This is a genomic window from Novosphingobium resinovorum, from assembly GCF_036352595.1.
In the GTDB taxonomy this organism is placed as follows: Bacteria; Pseudomonadota; Alphaproteobacteria; order Sphingomonadales; family Sphingomonadaceae; genus Novosphingobium; species Novosphingobium resinovorum_B.
In genome coordinates this window covers 36980-54415 of the sequence record NZ_JAZFAX010000005.1, presented here as the reverse complement: position 1 = coordinate 54415, position 17436 = coordinate 36980, and the positions used below count along the sequence as shown (strand labels likewise).

14 protein-coding genes are annotated in these 17436 nt (G+C 68.3%); 6 read left to right on the top strand and 8 right to left on the bottom strand.

The window, feature by feature from the left end; all coding sequences use genetic code 11:
* The first annotated feature begins 58 nt into the window (after positions 1–58).
* Positions 59–1150, top strand: a complete 1092-nt coding sequence (locus tag V2S85_RS06825) for a glycosyltransferase family 1 protein (protein ID WP_330702109.1) — start codon at positions 59–61, stop codon at positions 1148–1150.
* Positions 1151–1186: 36 nt separating this feature from the next.
* Positions 1187–2326, top strand: a complete 1140-nt coding sequence (locus V2S85_RS06820) for an acyltransferase (protein WP_330702108.1) — start codon at positions 1187–1189, stop codon at positions 2324–2326.
* Here the strand turns inward: V2S85_RS06820 and V2S85_RS06815 are convergent.
* Complete coding sequence (locus V2S85_RS06815; RefSeq protein ID WP_330702107.1) at positions 2323–3324, bottom strand: polysaccharide pyruvyl transferase family protein; 1002 nt, start codon at positions 3322–3324, stop codon at positions 2323–2325. The genes V2S85_RS06820 and V2S85_RS06815 overlap by 4 nt on opposite strands.
* Positions 3325–3468: 144 nt before the next feature.
* Between V2S85_RS06815 and V2S85_RS06810 the strand changes: the two genes are divergently transcribed.
* Entirely contained in the window at positions 3469–4902 is a 1434-nt protein-coding gene (locus V2S85_RS06810) for a lipopolysaccharide biosynthesis protein (protein WP_330702106.1), read from the top strand.
* Between the two features lie 7 nt (positions 4903–4909).
* On the opposite strand, the gene V2S85_RS06805 is transcribed toward V2S85_RS06810, so the two are convergent.
* From V2S85_RS06805 to V2S85_RS06795, 3 genes are read right to left on the bottom strand one after another with little or no spacing between them, the layout of a single operon-like run.
* Positions 4910–6358 carry a hypothetical protein gene (locus V2S85_RS06805; RefSeq protein ID WP_330702105.1) on the bottom strand — a complete coding sequence of 483 codons (1449 nt, stop codon included), beginning with the start codon at positions 6356–6358 and terminating at the stop codon, positions 4910–4912.
* Between the two features lie 19 nt (positions 6359–6377).
* Positions 6378–7520, bottom strand: coding sequence for a glycosyltransferase (locus V2S85_RS06800; protein WP_330702104.1), 1143 nt, complete (start codon positions 7518–7520; stop codon positions 6378–6380).
* A complete protein-coding gene (locus V2S85_RS06795; RefSeq protein WP_330702103.1) occupies positions 7513–9675 on the bottom strand; it encodes a GumC family protein in 2163 nt (720 codons plus the stop codon). Before V2S85_RS06795 ends, V2S85_RS06800 begins: the two co-directional genes overlap by 8 nt.
* Positions 9676–9941: 266 nt before the next feature.
* On the opposite strand from V2S85_RS06795, the gene V2S85_RS06790 reads away from it, so the two are divergent.
* The gene (locus tag V2S85_RS06790) at positions 9942–10538 is read left to right on the top strand and encodes a polysaccharide biosynthesis/export family protein (protein WP_330702102.1); all 597 of its coding nucleotides are present in this window, start codon (positions 9942–9944) and stop codon (positions 10536–10538) included.
* An 8-nt stretch (positions 10539–10546) separates the two neighbouring features.
* On the opposite strand, the gene V2S85_RS06785 is transcribed toward V2S85_RS06790, so the two are convergent.
* The 4 genes from V2S85_RS06785 to V2S85_RS06770 all read right to left on the bottom strand — a co-directional run bounded on the left by V2S85_RS06785 (position 10547) and on the right by V2S85_RS06770 (position 15623).
* Positions 10547–12172 (bottom strand): ABC transporter ATP-binding protein, encoded by a 1626-nt coding sequence (locus V2S85_RS06785; protein WP_330702101.1) that lies wholly within the window; start codon positions 12170–12172, stop codon positions 10547–10549.
* Between the two features lie 81 nt (positions 12173–12253).
* Entirely contained in the window at positions 12254–13339 is a 1086-nt protein-coding gene (locus tag V2S85_RS06780) for a cell wall hydrolase (protein WP_330702100.1), read from the bottom strand.
* Positions 13336–14628, bottom strand: coding sequence for an outer membrane beta-barrel protein (locus V2S85_RS06775; protein WP_330702099.1), 1293 nt, complete (start codon positions 14626–14628; stop codon positions 13336–13338). Before V2S85_RS06775 ends, V2S85_RS06780 begins: the two co-directional genes overlap by 4 nt.
* A gap of 155 nt (positions 14629–14783) precedes the next feature.
* Positions 14784–15623, bottom strand: coding sequence for a zinc-ribbon domain-containing protein (locus V2S85_RS06770; protein WP_330702270.1), 840 nt, complete (start codon positions 15621–15623; stop codon positions 14784–14786).
* A 164-nt stretch (positions 15624–15787) separates the two neighbouring features.
* Here V2S85_RS06770 and ftsE point away from each other — a divergent pair, with 164 nt between their 5' ends.
* Both ftsE and V2S85_RS06760 read left to right on the top strand, forming a co-directional pair.
* On the top strand, positions 15788–16501 hold the full coding sequence (gene ftsE, locus V2S85_RS06765) for a cell division ATP-binding protein FtsE (RefSeq protein ID WP_330702269.1): 714 nt from the start codon (positions 15788–15790) through the stop codon (positions 16499–16501).
* Complete coding sequence (locus V2S85_RS06760) at positions 16498–17418, top strand: cell division protein (protein ID WP_330702098.1); 921 nt, start codon at positions 16498–16500, stop codon at positions 17416–17418. Before ftsE ends, V2S85_RS06760 begins: the two co-directional genes overlap by 4 nt.
* Positions 17419–17436 lie beyond the last annotated feature (18 nt).

Here is a 17436-nt window from a genome sequence, read left to right as displayed (position 1 = left end):
AGCTTCCCTGCGCGGTCCGACCGGGCCATGCAGGATCGCGGTATATGGGGGGCGTGGCATGGTGCAGGGGCGCGACGCGATACTGATAAATGGCCGCTTCCTGATGCAACCGGTGACTGGCGTGCAGCGGGTCGCGCGCGAACTCGTGGTGCAGATGGACCGGCTGGCCGCCGTGAATGAAACCCCGTTGCCTCTGGCTCTGGCCTGCGAGCCGGATGCGGATGTTTCGGGCCTCGACCTCAGACACGTCGTGGTGGAGCGACGCGGCGGTGCCACGGGGCATGCCTGGGAGCAGTTCGTGCTGCCGCGCATGGTTGGTGGGCGCCGCCTGCTGTGTCTTGGCAACACCGCCCCGCTTGCGTCCGCGTTGGCGGGGCAGCGCCTGTCGGTGATGATTCACGACGTGTCCTATCTCTCGCTGCCCAAGGCCTACGCGCTGCGGTATCGGCTGGCGCACCGGGCATTGCTGCCGGTCCTGCTGCGCCGGGCGGCGCCGGTCTTTACCGTCTGCCACGCAGAGGCGGCACGCCTGCGCCGCCTGCACCCCCGCGCGCCGATCGTGGTCGCGCAGAACGGTGCCTGGAGCTTCGACCGGATCGAGCAAGCGGGTGGCCATGAACGTGAGCGGATGGTGCTCTATGTCGGCTCCCTGTCGCGCCGCAAGAACGTGGAGCGGGTGATCGAGGTTGCCCAGCGTCTTGCCCGAGAGGACGGCGTGCGGACCGTGCTTGTCGGCGCGAGCAACGAGATTCTCGCGCCGATTCGCATGCATATTGCGCCGGATGTCCGGCACATGCTTGAATTCGTCGGCCAGGTGCCCGGCCCCGAAGTTCTGGCCGACTATTATCGCCGCGCGTCCTGCCTGCTGTTTCCCTCGCTTTACGAGGCATCGCCGCTGCCGCCGGTGGAGGCGATGAGCTTCGGCTGTCCGGTGGTGGCTTCGGCGATCCCCTCGATCACCGAGCGTTGCGGCCCGGCGGCGCTTTATTGCGATCCGCTTGATGTCACCGATATCCTGGGCGCAGTGCGCCGCGTGCTGCACCGGCCGGAGGTGGCCTCGGCCTTGCGCGAAGCGGGCTTCGCTCGCGCCCGGGCCTGTTCGTGGCGCACACAGGCGCATCGTGTTCTGCAAGCCATGGCCGCAAGTTAATTTGTGCGCGGGCAGGTTTGGGCAAATGCTGCGGCGATGAGCACTGCGTCTGCATCCCGTGGCCTTCGTAACCGTCCTGTCTACGGGCTGGACCTCGTGCGGTTCATCGCCGCGGGGCTCGTGGTATTCTATCATCTCGGCTTCAAGGCCTGGGCCCTGGAAGGGAGCAGTCTCTATCGCGTGCTCGCCGCGCCTGACGCATTTCCACCAGGCTACCGGTTCACCTGGTGCGGCTGGGTCGGCGTACAAGTGTTCTTCGTGGTGTCCGGCGCAGTGATCGCCTATTCTGCGCAGGGCGTACGGGCGCGCCGTTTCGCACGGCGCCGGGTCGCCAGGCTTTTGCCGGCCTTGCTGATCGCAATCGCGCTGGTGTGGCCGGTCACGATCGCCTTGTTTGCAGTGGCCCCGGCAAAAGCCACCGTCCTCGCGCTCAAGACCATGGCGTTCGTGCCTTGGGGCCCCTGGATCATCGGTCAGTTCTGGACGATCCCGATCGAACTGGCGTTCTATGCGGTGATTTGCGCGATCCTTGCCTCACGAGCGCCGCCTGCGGTGATGCGCGGGCTTGCCTGGGGGCTGGGTATCGCCGCGACGGCTTACTGGTGTGCGGTCGCTGGGGGATGGATAGCCGCGGGAGGGAGGCTGAGCGAACTGCTGCTGCTTCAGCACGGCGGCTACTTCGCGCTGGGCATGTTGTGCGCGCGGCTCGGCGAGGGCGACCTTGCGTGGCGGCATCTCCTGTTGGCGGCTGCCTGCGCGGGCGCGGCGATGATACAGGTACGCACGGCCGCAGGGTGGGAAATGGCTGGGCGGCCGGATCTCGCAGGGGAATGGCTGCAGGCCTACGCGCTCTGGCTTGTACTTACGGCGTCCGTCGCGGCGTCTTTCGCCTGGCGAGGCCCGATTGCGGACCAGGTCGGCCGGCTGGCCGGGGCGCTGAGGCTCCTGGGTCTCTCCACTTACCCGCTCTACCTGATCCATATCCATCTGGGCGGGGCGATCCTGATGGCGATGCGCGCCTGGGGGCTGGTGTGGTCCGTCCCTTGTGCGATCGCGGGCTCGATCCTTGGTGCGCTGGTTGTTGCGGCGTGGCTGGAGCCACCGGTCCATGCGGTAGTAGACGCGGCGCTGCGGCGACTTGGCCACCGCAGCATAAACGCCTTGCGAACCTCCTAGGCAGCGTCGCTGGCCTGTTCTGCCGAACGGGCCCAGGCCAGCGCCGATGGCAGGTCTGCCGACCGATGGACCAGTGGCGAGACTCCGGTGAAGGCTTCCATGAAACGCGCGATCTTGCCGTAATGGTTGTCGAGCACCGCATGAGGGCGGCCGAGCAGCAAGGACAGGATGTGGACGTGCAGCCGGTCGGTGACGATCGCCCGTGCTCTTGCGAGTTGGCGAAAGCCGCGCTCCACTCGGTACCGTGCCGCCGCCTCGTAGGCGCGCGCGCGCGCTGTCGTTGGCGAAAAGGCGCTCCAGGCGCGGATTGCGCCGCCCGCCTTGGCCCGTCGCACGGATGCAGCATCGTCGATCAGCCAGTCTTCCACGACGACATCCCCCGGCAGATCAGAAAACTCCCCGGCAGCCTTTTCCTTGTCGGTGCGCAGCATGGCCAGCACGTCGATCGTGGCGGGGCCGGCATGGCGAGGGCCAAGGGCGAAGGCGCTGTCGGGGCACAAGTGCACGGCGCAGTCGAAATGACGCCGGGCGAGTTGCAGTGACGCTTCATCGCGCACCAGCAGCGTGAAATCGGGATGCGCGGCGATGACCCGTGCGGTTCGTGCGATCCTTTCGGGATCGGCGTAGTGGATCGACTGCGGCAGTTGCACGATTCTGCGATCGGGCAGGCGTGCGATCACCTCTTCGCGAAAGCTCTGGTGATGGTTCCAGATGTCTCCGAAATTGCCCCCCCCGTGCAGGAAGACGGTACCGTCCGGAATTGCCGCGCGCATGGCCTGCTCGTCGAAATTGCGGAAATCGCAGACATAGCCGGGGGCACTGCCGCCAAGGTCTTGCAGCAACTTGAGTTCACCCATCCAGATTGCGGAATCGCCCACATTGGCGTGGTTCGGGAAATCGAGTAACGCAAATTGATTCGTCGCATAAGGAAGTACAGAGCGTTCCAGCGTTTTTATGAGATCGGGAATAACGGAATTAAATTTATTTAATTTCGTCATGTCGCTATTTTTACCTCAATAAATTTCAACAATAGTATCTCTCATTTGTATTGTTTTCATGCAAGTGGGTGTGCGGCACGGATGCGGGAAATTTCCGGACAGGATAGGTTGAGCCGGCGTGCGGCCGGGGCCGTGGGCTGGAGCATGGCCCGGTTCGGGGGAGACCAATTCTTCGGGTTCGTGGTCTTCGCCGCGCTTGCACATCGTCTGGATCCGCCGGCATTCGGTGTTTTCATCGTTGGCCTGGCAGTGGCGGAGATCGGGAAGATCGTTGCCCAGGGGGGGCTGGTCAGCAGCTTGTACCGGGCCCCGGAGATCACCCCGCGGCTCGCCGACACGGTGTTCTGGGGCAATCTCGGCATGGCGGTGCTGGTCACCGCCGTTTGTTTCGCGGTGCGCCACCCACTCGCCGCGCTGATGGGAAGTCCGCAGGCGGCACCGGTGATCGCGGCGCTTGGCCTGGTGGTGCCCGTTTCCGCCGCCGGGGCGACGCACATGAGCAGGACGCTGCGGGCGTTCGGACATCGCGCCCTCGCCGTGCGCTCGCTCGGTGCGGGGCTCGTCGGCGGGGCGGTCGCGCTGGCCGCCGCGCAGGCCGGTTGGGGCGTATGGGCGCTCGTCGCGCAGCGCCTGACCAGCGAGGCGATCGGCACTGTGGTCGCCTGGCATGCCTGTCGCTGGCGGCCGGGGCTGGCGTTCTCGTGGTCCACGCTGCGCGGGCAGTGGCGGCTGGGAATGGGCGTTGCGGGATCGCAGCTGCTGCTCGTGGCGCTGAACCGCGTCCAGGACGTGATCCTGGGAAGGATGGTCGGCCTCGGTGCGATCGGTGTCTACCGCACGGCATGGAAGTCGATCGAGGTGGTCGCCCAAGGGGTGGTCGGTCCTTTCGCTACCGTCGCGGTTCCCACGCTCACCAAGCTTCAGCACGACATGCCGGCCTTCCGGCGCGGTTACGTGCGCATCGTCTCGGTCAGTGCGACGATCGCGTTTCCGGCAATCGCCGGAATCGGTGTGCTTGCGGATGCCCTGATACCGCTCCTGTTCGGGCCGCAATGGGGCCAGAGCATTCCGGTGGCCCGCATTCTTTGCCTGCTGGCGCCGCCTTTCGCGCTCAACTTCTTCGCCGATCCGGCGCTGACGGTGCTGGGACGGGCGGGCGTGATGGCGCGTCTGGCGGCGATCCAACTGTTGCTGACGCTTGCGTTCTGCCTTGCTGCGGCACCGCACGGACTGGCGTGGTTCGCGGCCGCGTACGTCGTAAGGGCCTATGTGACGCTGGTACTGCAGATGGCCATGCTGCAGCGCGCGACGGGCATACGGGCGGTCGAGGTGCTGTCGGGCATCGCGCCCGCGTTCGGGGCTTCGCTGGTCATGGCGATCGTCGTCTGGGGGACCGGCGACACGATGCCCATCGAAGGCCCGGCGCACGGCGCGGCCGCACTGGCGCGGCTCCTCTTTCTCGTGACGGAAGGGATGCTTGCGTATGCCGCCGTCCTCCTGGCGCTGCTGGGGCGCAAGCGGCGGGAGGAATTCGAGGAGTTGCTGCGAGGCCTCGGGCGTCGCGACCGTCAGGCCTGACGATCCTTCATGCCGTCTGGAGCAGTCCGGTCGGCATGGCCGGGACGGCATGCTTCGCCGCGCGCGGCGATCCTGTACGCAAGGCGATGGCGGCCCCCGACAGGATCGCGAAGGTCAGGCCGGGATCGCAACTCGGGGCCGATACCGAGGCGACACCGACGCCGACGAGCATGGCCCAGGCTGCCGCTGCGGCGGTATCCCTGCCGGTATCGCCGCTGCGCCGGAAGGTAGAGGCGGCAAGCGGTGCATAGGCGCGGCCAAGATGGAGCAGGAACGCGCCGACACCGATCACTCCGGTCGAGCCCAGGATCGCTGACGCCAGGCTCGACGAGCGGAACGAGCCCGGCCCGATCCCCAGCCCGTACGAGACGAGAAACGCGTCCGGCCCCTGGCTCGCCCAGAACAGGCGCTGGCGGCCGGAGAAGGAGCCTGCCTTGTCGAGTGTCATGTGCTCCAGCAGGCCGCGCATCGCTGCCGCCAGCGCGGGGTTCAGCACCATCATGGTGGTAGCGGCGATGATCGCTGAGAGGGTGGCGATGGCGATCCAGGCCACCCGGTCGGTCGGCAGCAGGCGCGGCGTGGTCGCGGTGCGCAGGACCATGATGACAGCAAATAGCGCCAGGCCGATATAAGCGGTGGACGATGTGCTGGCGACGAGCGCCAGGCCCAGCAACAGCGCCGCCATTCCCGTCCGCCGCGCTTCGATACGGCGTAGCCAGCATTCGAAGTTGAACACGAACCACACCACCGCGAAGGCCGCGAACGAGGATGCCTCCGGCCACAGTCCGTTCATGCGTACGAAGCCGCCCCATTCGTGGTCCATCTGCGCGTAGCTGCCATTGCGCAGGAAGAGGAAGACCGCTTCCAGAGGGCTTCCGCGCAGCGCCACCCCGGCAAAGCCGGTCAGGGCATGTAGCGTGCCGATCGCCGCCGCGCAGCGGGCCAGCATCCTTGCCCCGCCGGGCCCGCGCAGCACTGCATGAGTGGTCAGCGCCATTGCCAGCGTGCCGATCATGTAGACGGCCGTGGTCAGGTTCTGGGCAGTGAAGTGCAAGGGTTCCACCGCGAGGATGCGGGCCACTTCGGTACCGTAACGGGGCCGGATCTGGCCACGCAGCGGGGTCACGTCAATCTCTCCGGCGAAGATGCGCGGCAGAACCAGCGCCGCCACCACGCCATAGGCGACGAAGACGACCAGCCAGCCATTCGCGCGGAGCGCCGCCACCATGCCCTCTACGCCGATCCCGCCGGGGATCAGGCAGCGCAGCATCAGCAGGCCCAGCGCGAAGTGGGCGGGGGAGATCGAGGAACCTCCCAGCGCGCCGAGGTAGACTGCCGCGGATCCGCCGAGCAGAGTCGAGCCGATGACCAGCGCGAACAGGGCCCGCATCGATCCGAAGGCGAACAGCGCCAGTGCCAGCGTGAGTTCCGCCGCGCCGATAAGGGTCAATTCCATGGAACGCTCCGGGACGGCTTCACATCAGTGACCGCAGGATGCCGGTATCGAAGGCAGCCGGCGAAAAACGGCGGGCCTGCAGCATCGCCACGTCCGGTTCGAACGCGGGAAGCCAGTCCTCGAAGCGCGAGACTGCGTCGACCAGCGAATCCACGTCCTGCCGATCGAAGAGCAGCCCGGTCTGGCGATCGACCACGGTATCGAGCGCGCCGCCCTTGCCATAGGCGATCACCGGGCGGCCCGAAGCCATGACCTCGACCGGGACGATGCCGAAATCCTCCTCTGCGGTGAACACGAAGGCGCGGCAGCGCGCGTAATGTTCGCGCAGGCTGGCGAAATCGAGACGTGGCACGATGGTGACGGTGGGCCCCGCCATGCGCCGCAGTCCTGCCGCCATCGGCCCGTCACCCACAACGGTCAGTGGCAGGCCGAGCCGGTTGAACGCCGCCACGGCAAGGTCCGGGCGCTTGTAGGAAACCAGTTGGCCCACCCACAGGTAGCTTTGCCCGACCTCCTGCGAGGGCGCGAACAGGTTCACGTCGACCGGGGGATGCACCACGGTCGATGGCATCCGCCATGCGCGCTCGATCCGGCGCTGGATGAAGTGCGAGTTGGCGAGGTAGCGGTCCACGCGCGCTGCGCTGGCGACGTCCCAGGTGCGCAGGCGATGGAACAGGAACGGCATGACTGCGCGGTTCAACGCGCCGGCGCCCTCGCGGTACTGGTGGTAATGGTCCCACAAGTACCGCATCGGCGAATGGACGTAGCACAAGTGCATCGCGTCGGGATCGGTGATGACCCCTTTCGCCGGACCGCTCTCGCTGCTGATGACGAGGTCGTAGCCGCGCAGGTCCATCTCCTCCAGCGCCATCGGCATCAGCGGGAGGTACTTCTGGTAGTGCCTGCGCGCGCCGGGCAGCTTCTGGATGAAGCTGGTGGTCACCTTGCGTCCGGCGATGATGCGCGAGACACGCGCCGGATCGTAGACGTGCGTGAAGATGTCCGCCTGCGGGAACAGGCGCAGCAGGCGCTCGAGAACCCGCTCCCCGCCGCGCATGGTGACGAGCCAGTAATGCACGATCGCGACCTTGCGGTACCGCTGCCGCACCTGGCCGAGCAGCGCGGTATCCTCCTCCTCGGGGATCGGCCGCAGGTTAAGCATAGTAGTCCTTGTAGGCCTTGTAGAACGCATTCTCGTCGAGCCCGAAGGCGGCCTGCCGCCGCACATCGACGCGGGTCAGGATCATCCCGGCAAGGCCGACGGCGCCGTCGGGCAGCAGTCGCAGCAGCGAGCGGACGGCGGCTTCGGGCGTGCGGCGCCAGCGCGCCGCGATCACGGCGGCATCGGCCTTGCCCAGCAGCAATCGGGCGTCGGCCATCGGCAGCACCGGCGCGGTATCGATGATGACGGCATCGAAACCCTGCGCGGTGGCGACCAGCAGTGCATCCATCGCGGGGCCCGTGAGGAGCGCGTGATCCTCTTCGCGCGCGGTGCTGAGCGGCAGGATCGAGAGGCCGGTGCGCGGGTCGGTGACGATCGCATCTTCCAGCCTGGCATCACCGCGCAGCACTTCGAGCAGGCCGATCTCGCGTGCGGTGCCGATCCAGCGGCTGACCCCGCGCCGGCGCACGTCGCAGTCGATCAGCAGGATGGCGTCGGAAGCGCCGGCCATCGATCGTGCAAGGCACAGCGCCACGGTGGTCTTGCCTTCCGAGGGCAAGGCGGAAGTGACGGCGATGATCCGGGGGTTCTCGACAGCGAAGGCGATCGACGCACGCAAGTTGCGAAACGCCTCGGCAAAGGCGGAGCGCGGCTGGTCGATCACCGCATCGACGGGATCGGTGCGATCCTTGCGCGCGGTCACCGAAGCAAGCTCGGGGATCGCGCATAGGTAGCGCAGGCCCAGCCGCTGCTCGATTTCCTCGCCAGTCGTGAACCCGCTGAACAGGGCTTCGACGGCGATGGCGCCCAGCAGCCCGAGGCCCAGCCCGATCGCGCCGGACAGCAGCATGTTGAGCGCGACGTCGGGGCGGGCAGGCCGGTCACTCGGCACTGCGGGGTGCAGCACGCGGGCTTCGGGCTGGCGGATGCCGATCCGCGCGGCGAGTTCCTTGTAACGGCCGAGGTAGCTTTCGTAGAGCTGGCGCGAAGCCTGTGCCCGCTGGTCGAGCGCCTGCAGGTCCACCATCGCGACGTTATCGCGGCGCAGCGCGCCTTCGGATGTGCGCAGAGAGCCAGAGAGCGAATCGACACGCCGCTGCGAGACCGCCGCCTTGGCCGAAAGGTTGGAGACGACGCGGCCGATTTCCTCGGCGATCTGCGCGTTCATCGCCTCCAATTGGCTGCGCGCGCGCAGCAGGTCGGGGTGGCGCGGACCATACTTGCTGGAGAGCGAGGCGATCTCGGCGGCGTAGGCGGCCTGCTGCTGGCGCAGCGAGACGATCACCGAAGAGCCCAGCGATTCGCCGACGTCCTCGCCGCTCGACCCAGAACCGAGTTGCTGGCGCGCGGTGGCCAGGCGCGCGGCGTCTTCTGCCGCCTGGGCGCGGGCGCCGGTGACTTCCTGGTTATAGGCCGAGATTTCCTGCTCGTTCAGGGAACGGTCGCTGGTGCTGGGCAGATCGTGCGCCAGGCGGTAGCGGGCCAGTGCCTGGGCATCGGCATTGGCCTGCCTGCCCGCCTTGTCCATCCGCGCGCCGATTTCCTGGAGGGCCCGCAAGTCGGCTGCTTCCTTGTCGGTCACCGCGCCTTGCGTGTACTGCTCGGCGAAGGCGTTGGCGATGCGCGCGGCTTCCCGTGCGTCCTCGCTCTCGAAGCCGACCGACAGCGTATACGTCGCGCCCGATCGGAAGGCCGAGACGCCGTCCTGCACGTAGGCGATCGCGGCCTCGCGGGCTTCGGCGGCGTTCTGTGCGCCCGTGGTGAAGCGCGGGTCGCGGGCGAGGCCGAGGCGATCGACGACGGCGGCGACGTTGCGGCTCGAGGTCATGACCTCGACCTGGGTGTCGATCCAGGTTTCGCCCATCGCTCCTTGCGCGGCGATACGATCTTCTTCGGTCAGCGGCGCGATCGGCGCGACCTTGGGATCGAGCGTCACTTCGGCGGTGGAGAGGAAGGACGGGGTCTGGCGTGCGGTTACGACGAAGCCGGAGGCGAGGCAGGCCAGCATCACGCCGAGCATCAGCGTCCAGCGGCGGCGCACGAAGGCGAGCAGTGCGCCGGGATCGACCCGGTCCACCGGTTCGGGAGGAACGAGCGATCGTGCCGAGGGCACGAAAGGCCCCGGCTGCGGGGCAAGGACGATGGACTGGTTCACGCTGACACCACCTTTTTTCCCAGCGGCCCCGTGTGAGCGGCTGGAATCGCCAAGAATGTCGGCTGTTTGGGGTGTGAGGTGCAAGTATAAGTGAGATAATTTCAAAAATGTAACGATTTCAATTTTGAAATATTTTTAGATTATATTCCGATGCAGTAGTTAGTCTGTATTTGTAATTTTCAGTTTTGTAATTGGCTATGGGATTTCAATTGCGGTTCTGATCTCTCCGGTAGCGTGCCATGCACGGCATTAGGAGAATCGGGCCAGTGACGGTGATCTTCAGTCCTCGCGGGCGCATGTTGGCGGCCCTTGGCATCGCGGCCATGGCGCTCACGATCCAGGGTTGCGCGACGTCGGGGGCGCCGCCGCTCGGCGCGGCGGAAGCAGGCATGGGACTTGGCGCCTATCGTCTCGGTCCGGGAGACAGGTTGCGGGTGACGGTCTACAACGAGCCCAGTCTTTCGGGCGAGTATGCGGTGTCGAGCGCGGGTGCCATCGCCTTTCCGCTGGTCGGCAACATCGATGCGCAGGCGCGCACGGTGGAGGACGTGGCCCAGGCGCTGACGACGCGCATCGCCGACGGCTACATGACCGATCCGCGCGTCAGCGTGGAAGTGCTGAATTATCGGCCGTACTACATCCTCGGCGAAGTCCAGAGACCAGGCCAGTACCCCTATGTTGCGGGCATGACGATCGAGCAGGCGGTGGCTGCGGCCGGCGGGTTCAGCTATCGCGCCAACGCCCGGCGCGTGAATCTGCGCCGCACGCCGGATCCGGCCGAGAAGTCGGTCGAGATCGCCGGCCGGCAGGTCGTGGTGGTGATGCCCGGCGATACGATCCGGGTGCTCGAAAGGTATTTCTGAACCGGCGATCAAAGGCGGATCACCCGGTCCGCCAGTGCGACGCTGGCCGGGCGATGGGTGATGATGAGCACCGTCCGGCCTTCCAGGATGCGCGTGCAGGTCTCGATGAAGCGTTCCTCGCCTTGCGGATCGTACATCGAGGTCGCCTCGTCGAGCACGACGATCGGCGCATCCTTGAGCAGCGCGCGGGCGAGGGCGATACGCTGGCCCTGGCCGCCTGAAAGGCGCACCCCGCGGTCGCCGATCTCGGTGTCGAAGCCTTGTGGAAGCGCGGTGATGAAGTCGATGGCGTCGGCGCGGCGGGCAGCTTCCTCGATTTCGGCGCGGCTGGCGCCAGGGCGACCGAAGGCGATGTTGCGGAGCACCGTCGCGCTCAGCAGTTCAGGCCGCTGCGGCACCAGTGCGATCTGTCGGCGCAGGCTTGCCACATCGACGCCGGCGACGTCGTGCCCGTCGATGGTGATGCGGCCGGACCGGCAGTCGTAGAAACGCAGCAGCAGTGCGACGAGTGTGGTCTTGCCGGCCCCGTTTTCGCCCAGGATCGCCACTTTCTCGCCGGGGCGCACCGTCAGGTCGAAGCCTTGCAGCACCGGGGCGCGGCCGGGATAGGCGAAGTCGACTTGTTCGAAGCGGATGGCGCCTTGCACCGGCGGCAGCGCCCGGTCCGCATTCTCTTCGCGTGCATGGCCGGGTTCGGGTTGCTCGGCCAGTACCCGCGCCATGCGGGCGAGCGTGCCGCGCGTGACCTGAATTTGCCCCCAGGTTTCCGTAAGCGCGCCGACGGGACGGGTCAGCAGCACGGCGTAGAAGAGAAACGAGAACAATTCCCGAGTGGACATCAGGCCGCGATGGAGATGGTCGCCCATCAGCAGCAGGAGCGCCAGCGCGGCAAACGCGGCGATCAGCGCGCCTGCGGGCTCCACCAGTGCCTCGAGCCGGTTCAGCCTTGTCGAGATGCGCCGGGCGGCTTCCACGCGGCGACGGTAGCGGATGTCCTCGACATCCTCGCGCGCGAAGCTCTTGATCGCGGCGATGGCGCCCAGGTTGTCCTCGGCCAGCGCGAGCACATGGGCTTCGGCATCCTGCTCCCGGCGGCCGAATTCGCGTAGCCGACGGCCGACGAGCTTCAGCAGCACGAAGTAGAGCGGCACCAGCGCAGGCACCACCAGGGCCAGCGCGGGATCGATCCGCAGCATCAGCAGCGCGGCCCCGCCTGCCGTCAGTAGCAGCGGCGGCACACCGACCAGCGTGCCGGTGAGGAAGTTCCCGAGATGGGCGACTTCGCTGGTCATCAGTGCCAGCACGTCCCCTTGCCGGTGCGCGACGTGCCAGGCGATCGGCAGCCGCTGGAGGTGGGCATAGAGCCGCGTGCGCAAGTCCGCGAGGATGCGCGCGGCGGTGTCGCCCGAGACGATCCGGATTGCCGCACTCAATGCCGTCGAGGCCAGTATCGCCAGCACCAGCACGGCCACCATCGGGGCGGTTCCGGCCGAGCCGACTTCGACCAGCCGGCCGGCAAGACCGCCGGCGAGGGCGGGGATCGCCAGCGTCGCCGCCGAACCGGCGAGGGTCAGGGCGGAAACGGCGATGAGCGCACGCGTGTGCGGCCGGGCGAGAGCGAGGATCGTACGCATGTGCCCGGTTCCGGTGGCGAGGCGGTCCCGGGCGATGGCGGTCCGCTCCCGCGAGAAGGAATGTCGCAGGTCCATCGGGGGTCAGGCGGCTGCGAGCAGGCGTTCGAGGGCCGCGCCGCGGGGCAGGCACTGGTTGCGATCGGGGCGCTGGAAAAGGGTGCAGTCCCAGAAGACGCCTTCGCTGTCGCCTCGACGGACGTAGAGGAACGCGAGGTTGCCGGCGATGCGGCCGGTGACGCGGCAGTCCTGCGCCCGGGCGCCGCAGATGGCGAGCGCCTTGAGCGCGAAGCTGCCGGGATTTGCCGCGGGATCGAGACCGATTTCGAGGCCTGAAGCGGCGGCGCTGGTCGCCATGGCCGCTGGCGGCGGCGCGGCAGCGGGCGGTGCGATCGGCGGCATGGAAGGCGCGTGCGCGGCGGAAATCGCGGCGAGCGCCGGGACTGTGACTTCCGGCGCAGCGACGGGGCCCTGCCGGAACGCGGCGGCGGAGCCCCAGTAGCCCGGCCACCGGTAGAACAGGTGGAGGCCTTGCCGGGCGATCTTTTCCAGACCGCTGCGCCAGGCAGGCGCGACGTAGTCGGCGTGGTAATGCGTGGCGAGCCCGACCTGCGGATCGACGGCCCCGGACAATGCGGCCTGCGCCATGGCGCGCGCGCGGGCGAGAGCCGCAGGCGCGGGTCGGCGGGTCAGCGCGCCATCGCAGGTGAACGTGAACTGGCAGCCGCTGCGGCGCTCGGCCCCCTGGAACACCACTGCGCAGACGCTGCTGGGAAAGGCCGGGTGGCGGGTGCGGTTGAGCACGACCTGGATGACCGCGCGCTCGCCCGCCGGATCGTCTCCGGCCTCGTAGAATGCTGCCGCGGCCAGGCAATCGCGCGCGCGTTCGCGCGTGGCGGCATCGCCGGTGAAGTGGAACGGGGCGGCGGGCGACGGCGAGAAGTCCACGATCGGCACCCGGGCATTGGCGCTGCGGGCGGCATCCGCATCGGGGCCGATGGCGTCGGGGGCAACTGCGGATGCTTGAGGCGCCGGCGGGGCTTCTGCCGCGAAAGTCGGCGCTCTGGCGGAGGGCGGCGCAGGCAGGCGCAGGAAGGTCAGCGCGGCAAGCCCGATCAGCGCGGCGATTGCCAGACGCAATGCGCGGGGGTGGGCGATGGCCGCGATCACAGCGCATACCTCACGGCGACCGATATCCGCCGGCGGTCGAAGGCGCGGCCACCGGGGTCGTCGCTGCGGGTCCGCTGGGCACCAGCCTGGGCGGATATCCTGAGCTTGCGGCCGAGCAGCCAGTCGGCGCCGAGGCCGCCCGCGAGATCCTTCTGGCTGCGTTCGGTGCCCGAATATTCGCCGACAGTATGATCGGCGCGGGCCCATACGATCAGATTGCGGCGGACCTCGTAGTCGAGCCTGGCACCGAAGCGGCTCTGGCGGATGCCGGCGACGCCCGCCAGCGGCGAACGCTGGATCGTGCGGCGAGCTTCCAGCGTCCAGGTCATCAGCCGGGTCGGGCTCCATTCGATGCCGGCATTGAAGTCCAGCCCCTTGATGCGCGGAAACGCCGGATCGTCGTAGCGCTGGTCCTGGTAGCCGATGGCGGCCCGTCCCCGGATCAGGCGGGTCACGCCGAAGGCCAGCCCGCCCTGCAGCGCCCAGCCCTGCGAACTGCGATCGAGGCCAGAAGTGTCACCGGGATAGCGCGCTGCGTTGTAACTGCCCTCGGCGAAGGCGGCGACGCCCGGCACGAAGGCATAGCCGGCGCTCAGAGAGGCATTCCACGAACGATAGTCGCGATCGCTGCGCGCGATCCGGGTGTCGGCCACGCGGTAAGGGGCGTAGCGGTAGCTGTCGAGGCCGGCCTGCGCCTCCACCGTCAGCCGGCCGGCGGTGTGCTGCGCCTCGATCCCCAGGTCCAGCGTGTCGTAGGCGATGCGGGGGCCGCGCAGGGTGGTGTCGCCGATCGAGCCGCGCGGCTCGTAGGCACGGGCATATCCGGCGCGGGCCGAAACGCGGCTCTGCGCGCCGAGGTCCAGCCGGCCGCCGAGCCGGGCGCCGTACGTTTCGGTATCCTCGTCGTCCTGCGAGAGTCCGCGTGTCAGCGCGGCATCGACGTCGAGCGAGAAGGCGTGCCGGGTCCAGGTCGAACGGGCGGAAACGGCGGCCGAAAGGCTTGCCAGGGCATCATCGACCCGAGCGCCGCGCGTAGCGTAGATGTTGTCGTCGTAGGCGAGGCGCGAATCGATCGAGGCGAGCGTCTCGAAACCGCCGAAGCGGATCGGCACCGGGTCGAGTTCGGGCCGGGCGCGTTTCTGGACCGAGATGGCGGTGTCGCTGCCGGCCATGTCCTGCGCCTGTGCGCCGGGCGTCACGGCATTGGCGCAGATCACGCCCAGCAGGCACGGCACCAGCGCCGCATCGGGCCGCGATCGTCCCGACAGCCTTACCGCCTTGCGCCTCAAGGTCGCGCGTACTTCAAGATTCGGGCCCCCTGCGAGGGTTAATGCCCTCGTCAGGCGTTGTGCGGGCACCAGCCACGCGCGGCAAATGAACGATTTGTCAGCGGCGCGATTACATCGCGGGACCAGGGCCGTGGATGAGCCCGGTCAGTCGGGCATCAATCCGGCTTCCAGCCGATCTCGGCGGCGGCGGCGGACTTGGGGATGTCGGTGAGCGCCTCGTTCACCGTGATCGTCTCGCCGGGGGCGAGGCTGTTCTTGGCGGGCACCATTTCCTTGGCGTAGACGATCGTTTCGCGCCGGTCGCGCAAGACGACGAGCAGCGAGGGCACCTTGCGCGTTTCGGCGCCGATGTTGGTGATGGTGCCGCTGACGCTGAAGAACTCGGTGCCGTCGGGCAGCGGCTTGCGATCCTGACGGCCGCGCGGGAAGTCGAGCTTGAGGTCGGGCTGCGCCTGGCTGAACGTCGCGCGCGGAATCGGCAGCCAGTCGGGCAGGCCCCCCACGGCGACGGCGACGGCAAGGCCCAGGGTCGCCACCGCGAAGGCGATCGCGGCATAAGTGCCGATCCGCGACCAGTTGCGGCGCGGACGGAACGGCGGCGAGAAGTCGAAGCTCGACGGACCTTCGTCGGCATAGGACCTGGTGGCGGTGTCGTCGTAATAGACCGGGCCGACGCGGCGGGACGGCGGGGGCGGCGGCATCGGCTCGACGCGCGGCGGTTGCGCGGCGGGTTCGGCGCGCGGAACCACCACGGCGGGGCGCGACGGCGGCCGGGACGCCTCCGTGGATGCCGCCGGCGGGGTTCGGAGCGCCGGTTCGGGCGCCGGCGCTTCCACGGGAGCAGCAGCCGGGGTGGTCGCCTCGATCTCCAGCTCCGGGCCGTCCTGGAACCAGCTGTGGCGGCATTTCGCGCAGCGCACGGTCCTGCCTTCCACGCCGATGGCGCTGTCCGGGACGGCATAGCGCGTGGAGCAGGCAGGGCAGGCGATGATCATGATCGCCTTCATAAGCACGCCTTGTCCGCGCGCGACAAGCACCCTGCCTGTGGGTTCGCGCCATGACGCCCTTTTTTCCACATGCAAGACTGGCTATAGATCATCGCGTCGCCCGTTCGGCCCCGCTGCCATACGATCCTCCTGCAACACGATCCTTGATGAGCATGACCGCGGACGGGGAAATCATCCACTTCGACAATGTCGGCCTGCGCTACGGCACCGAACGCGAGGTGCTGAGCGACCTGACGTTCACGCTGTTCGCGGGGCGGTTCTATTTCCTCACCGGGGCCAGCGGCGCGGGCAAGACCTCGTTGCTGCGGATGCTCTACCTGGCGCAGCGGCCCTCGCGCGGGGCGATCCGCATGTTCGGGACCGACGCGATCACGCTGCCGCGCCCGCGGCTGCCGGCGATGCGGCGGCGGATCGGCGTGGTGTTCCAGGACTTCCGGCTGGTCGAGCACCTTTCCGCCTTCGACAACGTGGCGCTGCCCCTGCGCGTGGCGGGCCATGCCGAGAAGGACATCGCCGGGCCGGTGCGGGACATCCTCGAATGGGTGGGCCTTGGCGACCGGATCGATGCCAGCCCGGCGACGCTTTCGGGCGGCGAGCAGCAGCGCGTCGCCATCGCCCGCGCCGTGATCGCGCGCCCGGCGATGCTGGTGGCGGACGAGCCGACCGGGAACGTCGATCCGGACATGGCTGCAAAGCTGATCCGGCTGTTCGAGATGCTCAACCGGCAGGGTACGACGGTGGTGGTCGCCACCCACGACCTCGATCTGCTGCGCAAGGTGCCCGACAGCCTCATCATGCGCCTGGACAAGGGGCGCCTCTCGGACCCGACCGGCGCCTTGCGCTATCCGCCGAGGAAGCTGACGTGAGGCGCTCGTCCGTTCTGGGGCGGTGGTTCACCGCCGGAAGCCGGGTCGAACTGATCCCGCAGGGCCGCATGTCCGGGCCGATGCCATGGGTCATCGCGATCATGGTGGCGATGACCGCGATCGCGCTGGCGGCGGGGCTCGCGCTGGGCAACGCGGTCTCGGCGGCCAAGGCCGAGATCGATGGCGGCGTCACCGTGCAGATCATCGAGCCGCGCTCCGACGTGCGCGCGGCGCAGGCCTCCCGCGCGGTCGAGGCGATCAAGACGATGCCCGCCGTCGCGGGCCTGCGGCAGGTTCCGCAGGCGGAACTCGACGCGCTGATCGAGCCCTGGCTGGGCACCGGCATCGCAGCGGCGACCGGCTCCGCGATCCCCGTCCCCGCGCTGATCGACGTGCGGTTGAAGGGCCCGGCGACCCCGGCGCAGCTTGCCGCGATCGGCAGGCGGGTGACGCCGGTGGCCCCGTCCGCCCGGATCGATGCCCAGTCCAACTGGCTGCGGCCGGTGTTCGACGCGATGGTCTCGCTGCAGGTGCTGGCGATGGTCATCGTCGCGCTGCTGGCGGGTGCGCTGGCGGCGGCGGTGCTGCTGGCGGCCCGATCGGCGCTGGGCGCGAACCGCGACACGATTGAGATCGTCCATCTGCTCGGCGGCACCGATGCGCAAGTGGCGCGGGTGTTCCAGCGCTCTATCGGCTACGATGCGGCTGGCGGCGGCGCGGTGGGGCTGGCCCTGGCGATGGTGGTGATCCTGACGCTTGCGCGCAGGTTCGAGGGACTGGGCGCGGGGCTGGTCGACAGCGGCGCGCTGGTGTGGAGCGACTGGCTGATCCTGGCGATCGTGCCGGTGCTGGCGACGCTGCTCGCCATGCTGACGGCGCGGCTCACCGTGCTGCACGCGCTGCGAAAGATGCTGTAACGGCCGCGAAGACCTATA

Excerpts from the sequence above, each read along its gene's own strand:
- V2S85_RS06820 (WP_330702108.1), top strand. The coding sequence starts at position 1,187 with ATGAGCACTGCGTCTGCATCCCGTGGCCTTCGTAACCGTCCTGTCTAC.
- ftsE (WP_330702269.1), top strand. The coding sequence starts at position 15,788 with ATGACCGCGGACGGGGAAATCATCCACTTCGACAATGTCGGCCTGCGC.
- V2S85_RS06785 (WP_330702101.1), bottom strand. The coding sequence starts at position 12,172 with ATGCGTACGATCCTCGCTCTCGCCCGGCCGCACACGCGTGCGCTCATC.
- V2S85_RS06805 (WP_330702105.1), bottom strand. The coding sequence starts at position 6,358 with ATGGAATTGACCCTTATCGGCGCGGCGGAACTCACGCTGGCACTGGCG.
- V2S85_RS06770 (WP_330702270.1), bottom strand. The coding sequence starts at position 15,623 with ATGATCATCGCCTGCCCTGCCTGCTCCACGCGCTATGCCGTCCCGGAC.
- V2S85_RS06800 (WP_330702104.1), bottom strand. The coding sequence starts at position 7,520 with ATGCTTAACCTGCGGCCGATCCCCGAGGAGGAGGATACCGCGCTGCTC.
- V2S85_RS06825 (WP_330702109.1), top strand. The coding sequence starts at position 59 with ATGGTGCAGGGGCGCGACGCGATACTGATAAATGGCCGCTTCCTGATG.
- V2S85_RS06810 (WP_330702106.1), top strand. The coding sequence starts at position 3,469 with ATGGCCCGGTTCGGGGGAGACCAATTCTTCGGGTTCGTGGTCTTCGCC.
- V2S85_RS06815 (WP_330702107.1), bottom strand. The coding sequence starts at position 3,324 with ATGACGAAATTAAATAAATTTAATTCCGTTATTCCCGATCTCATAAAA.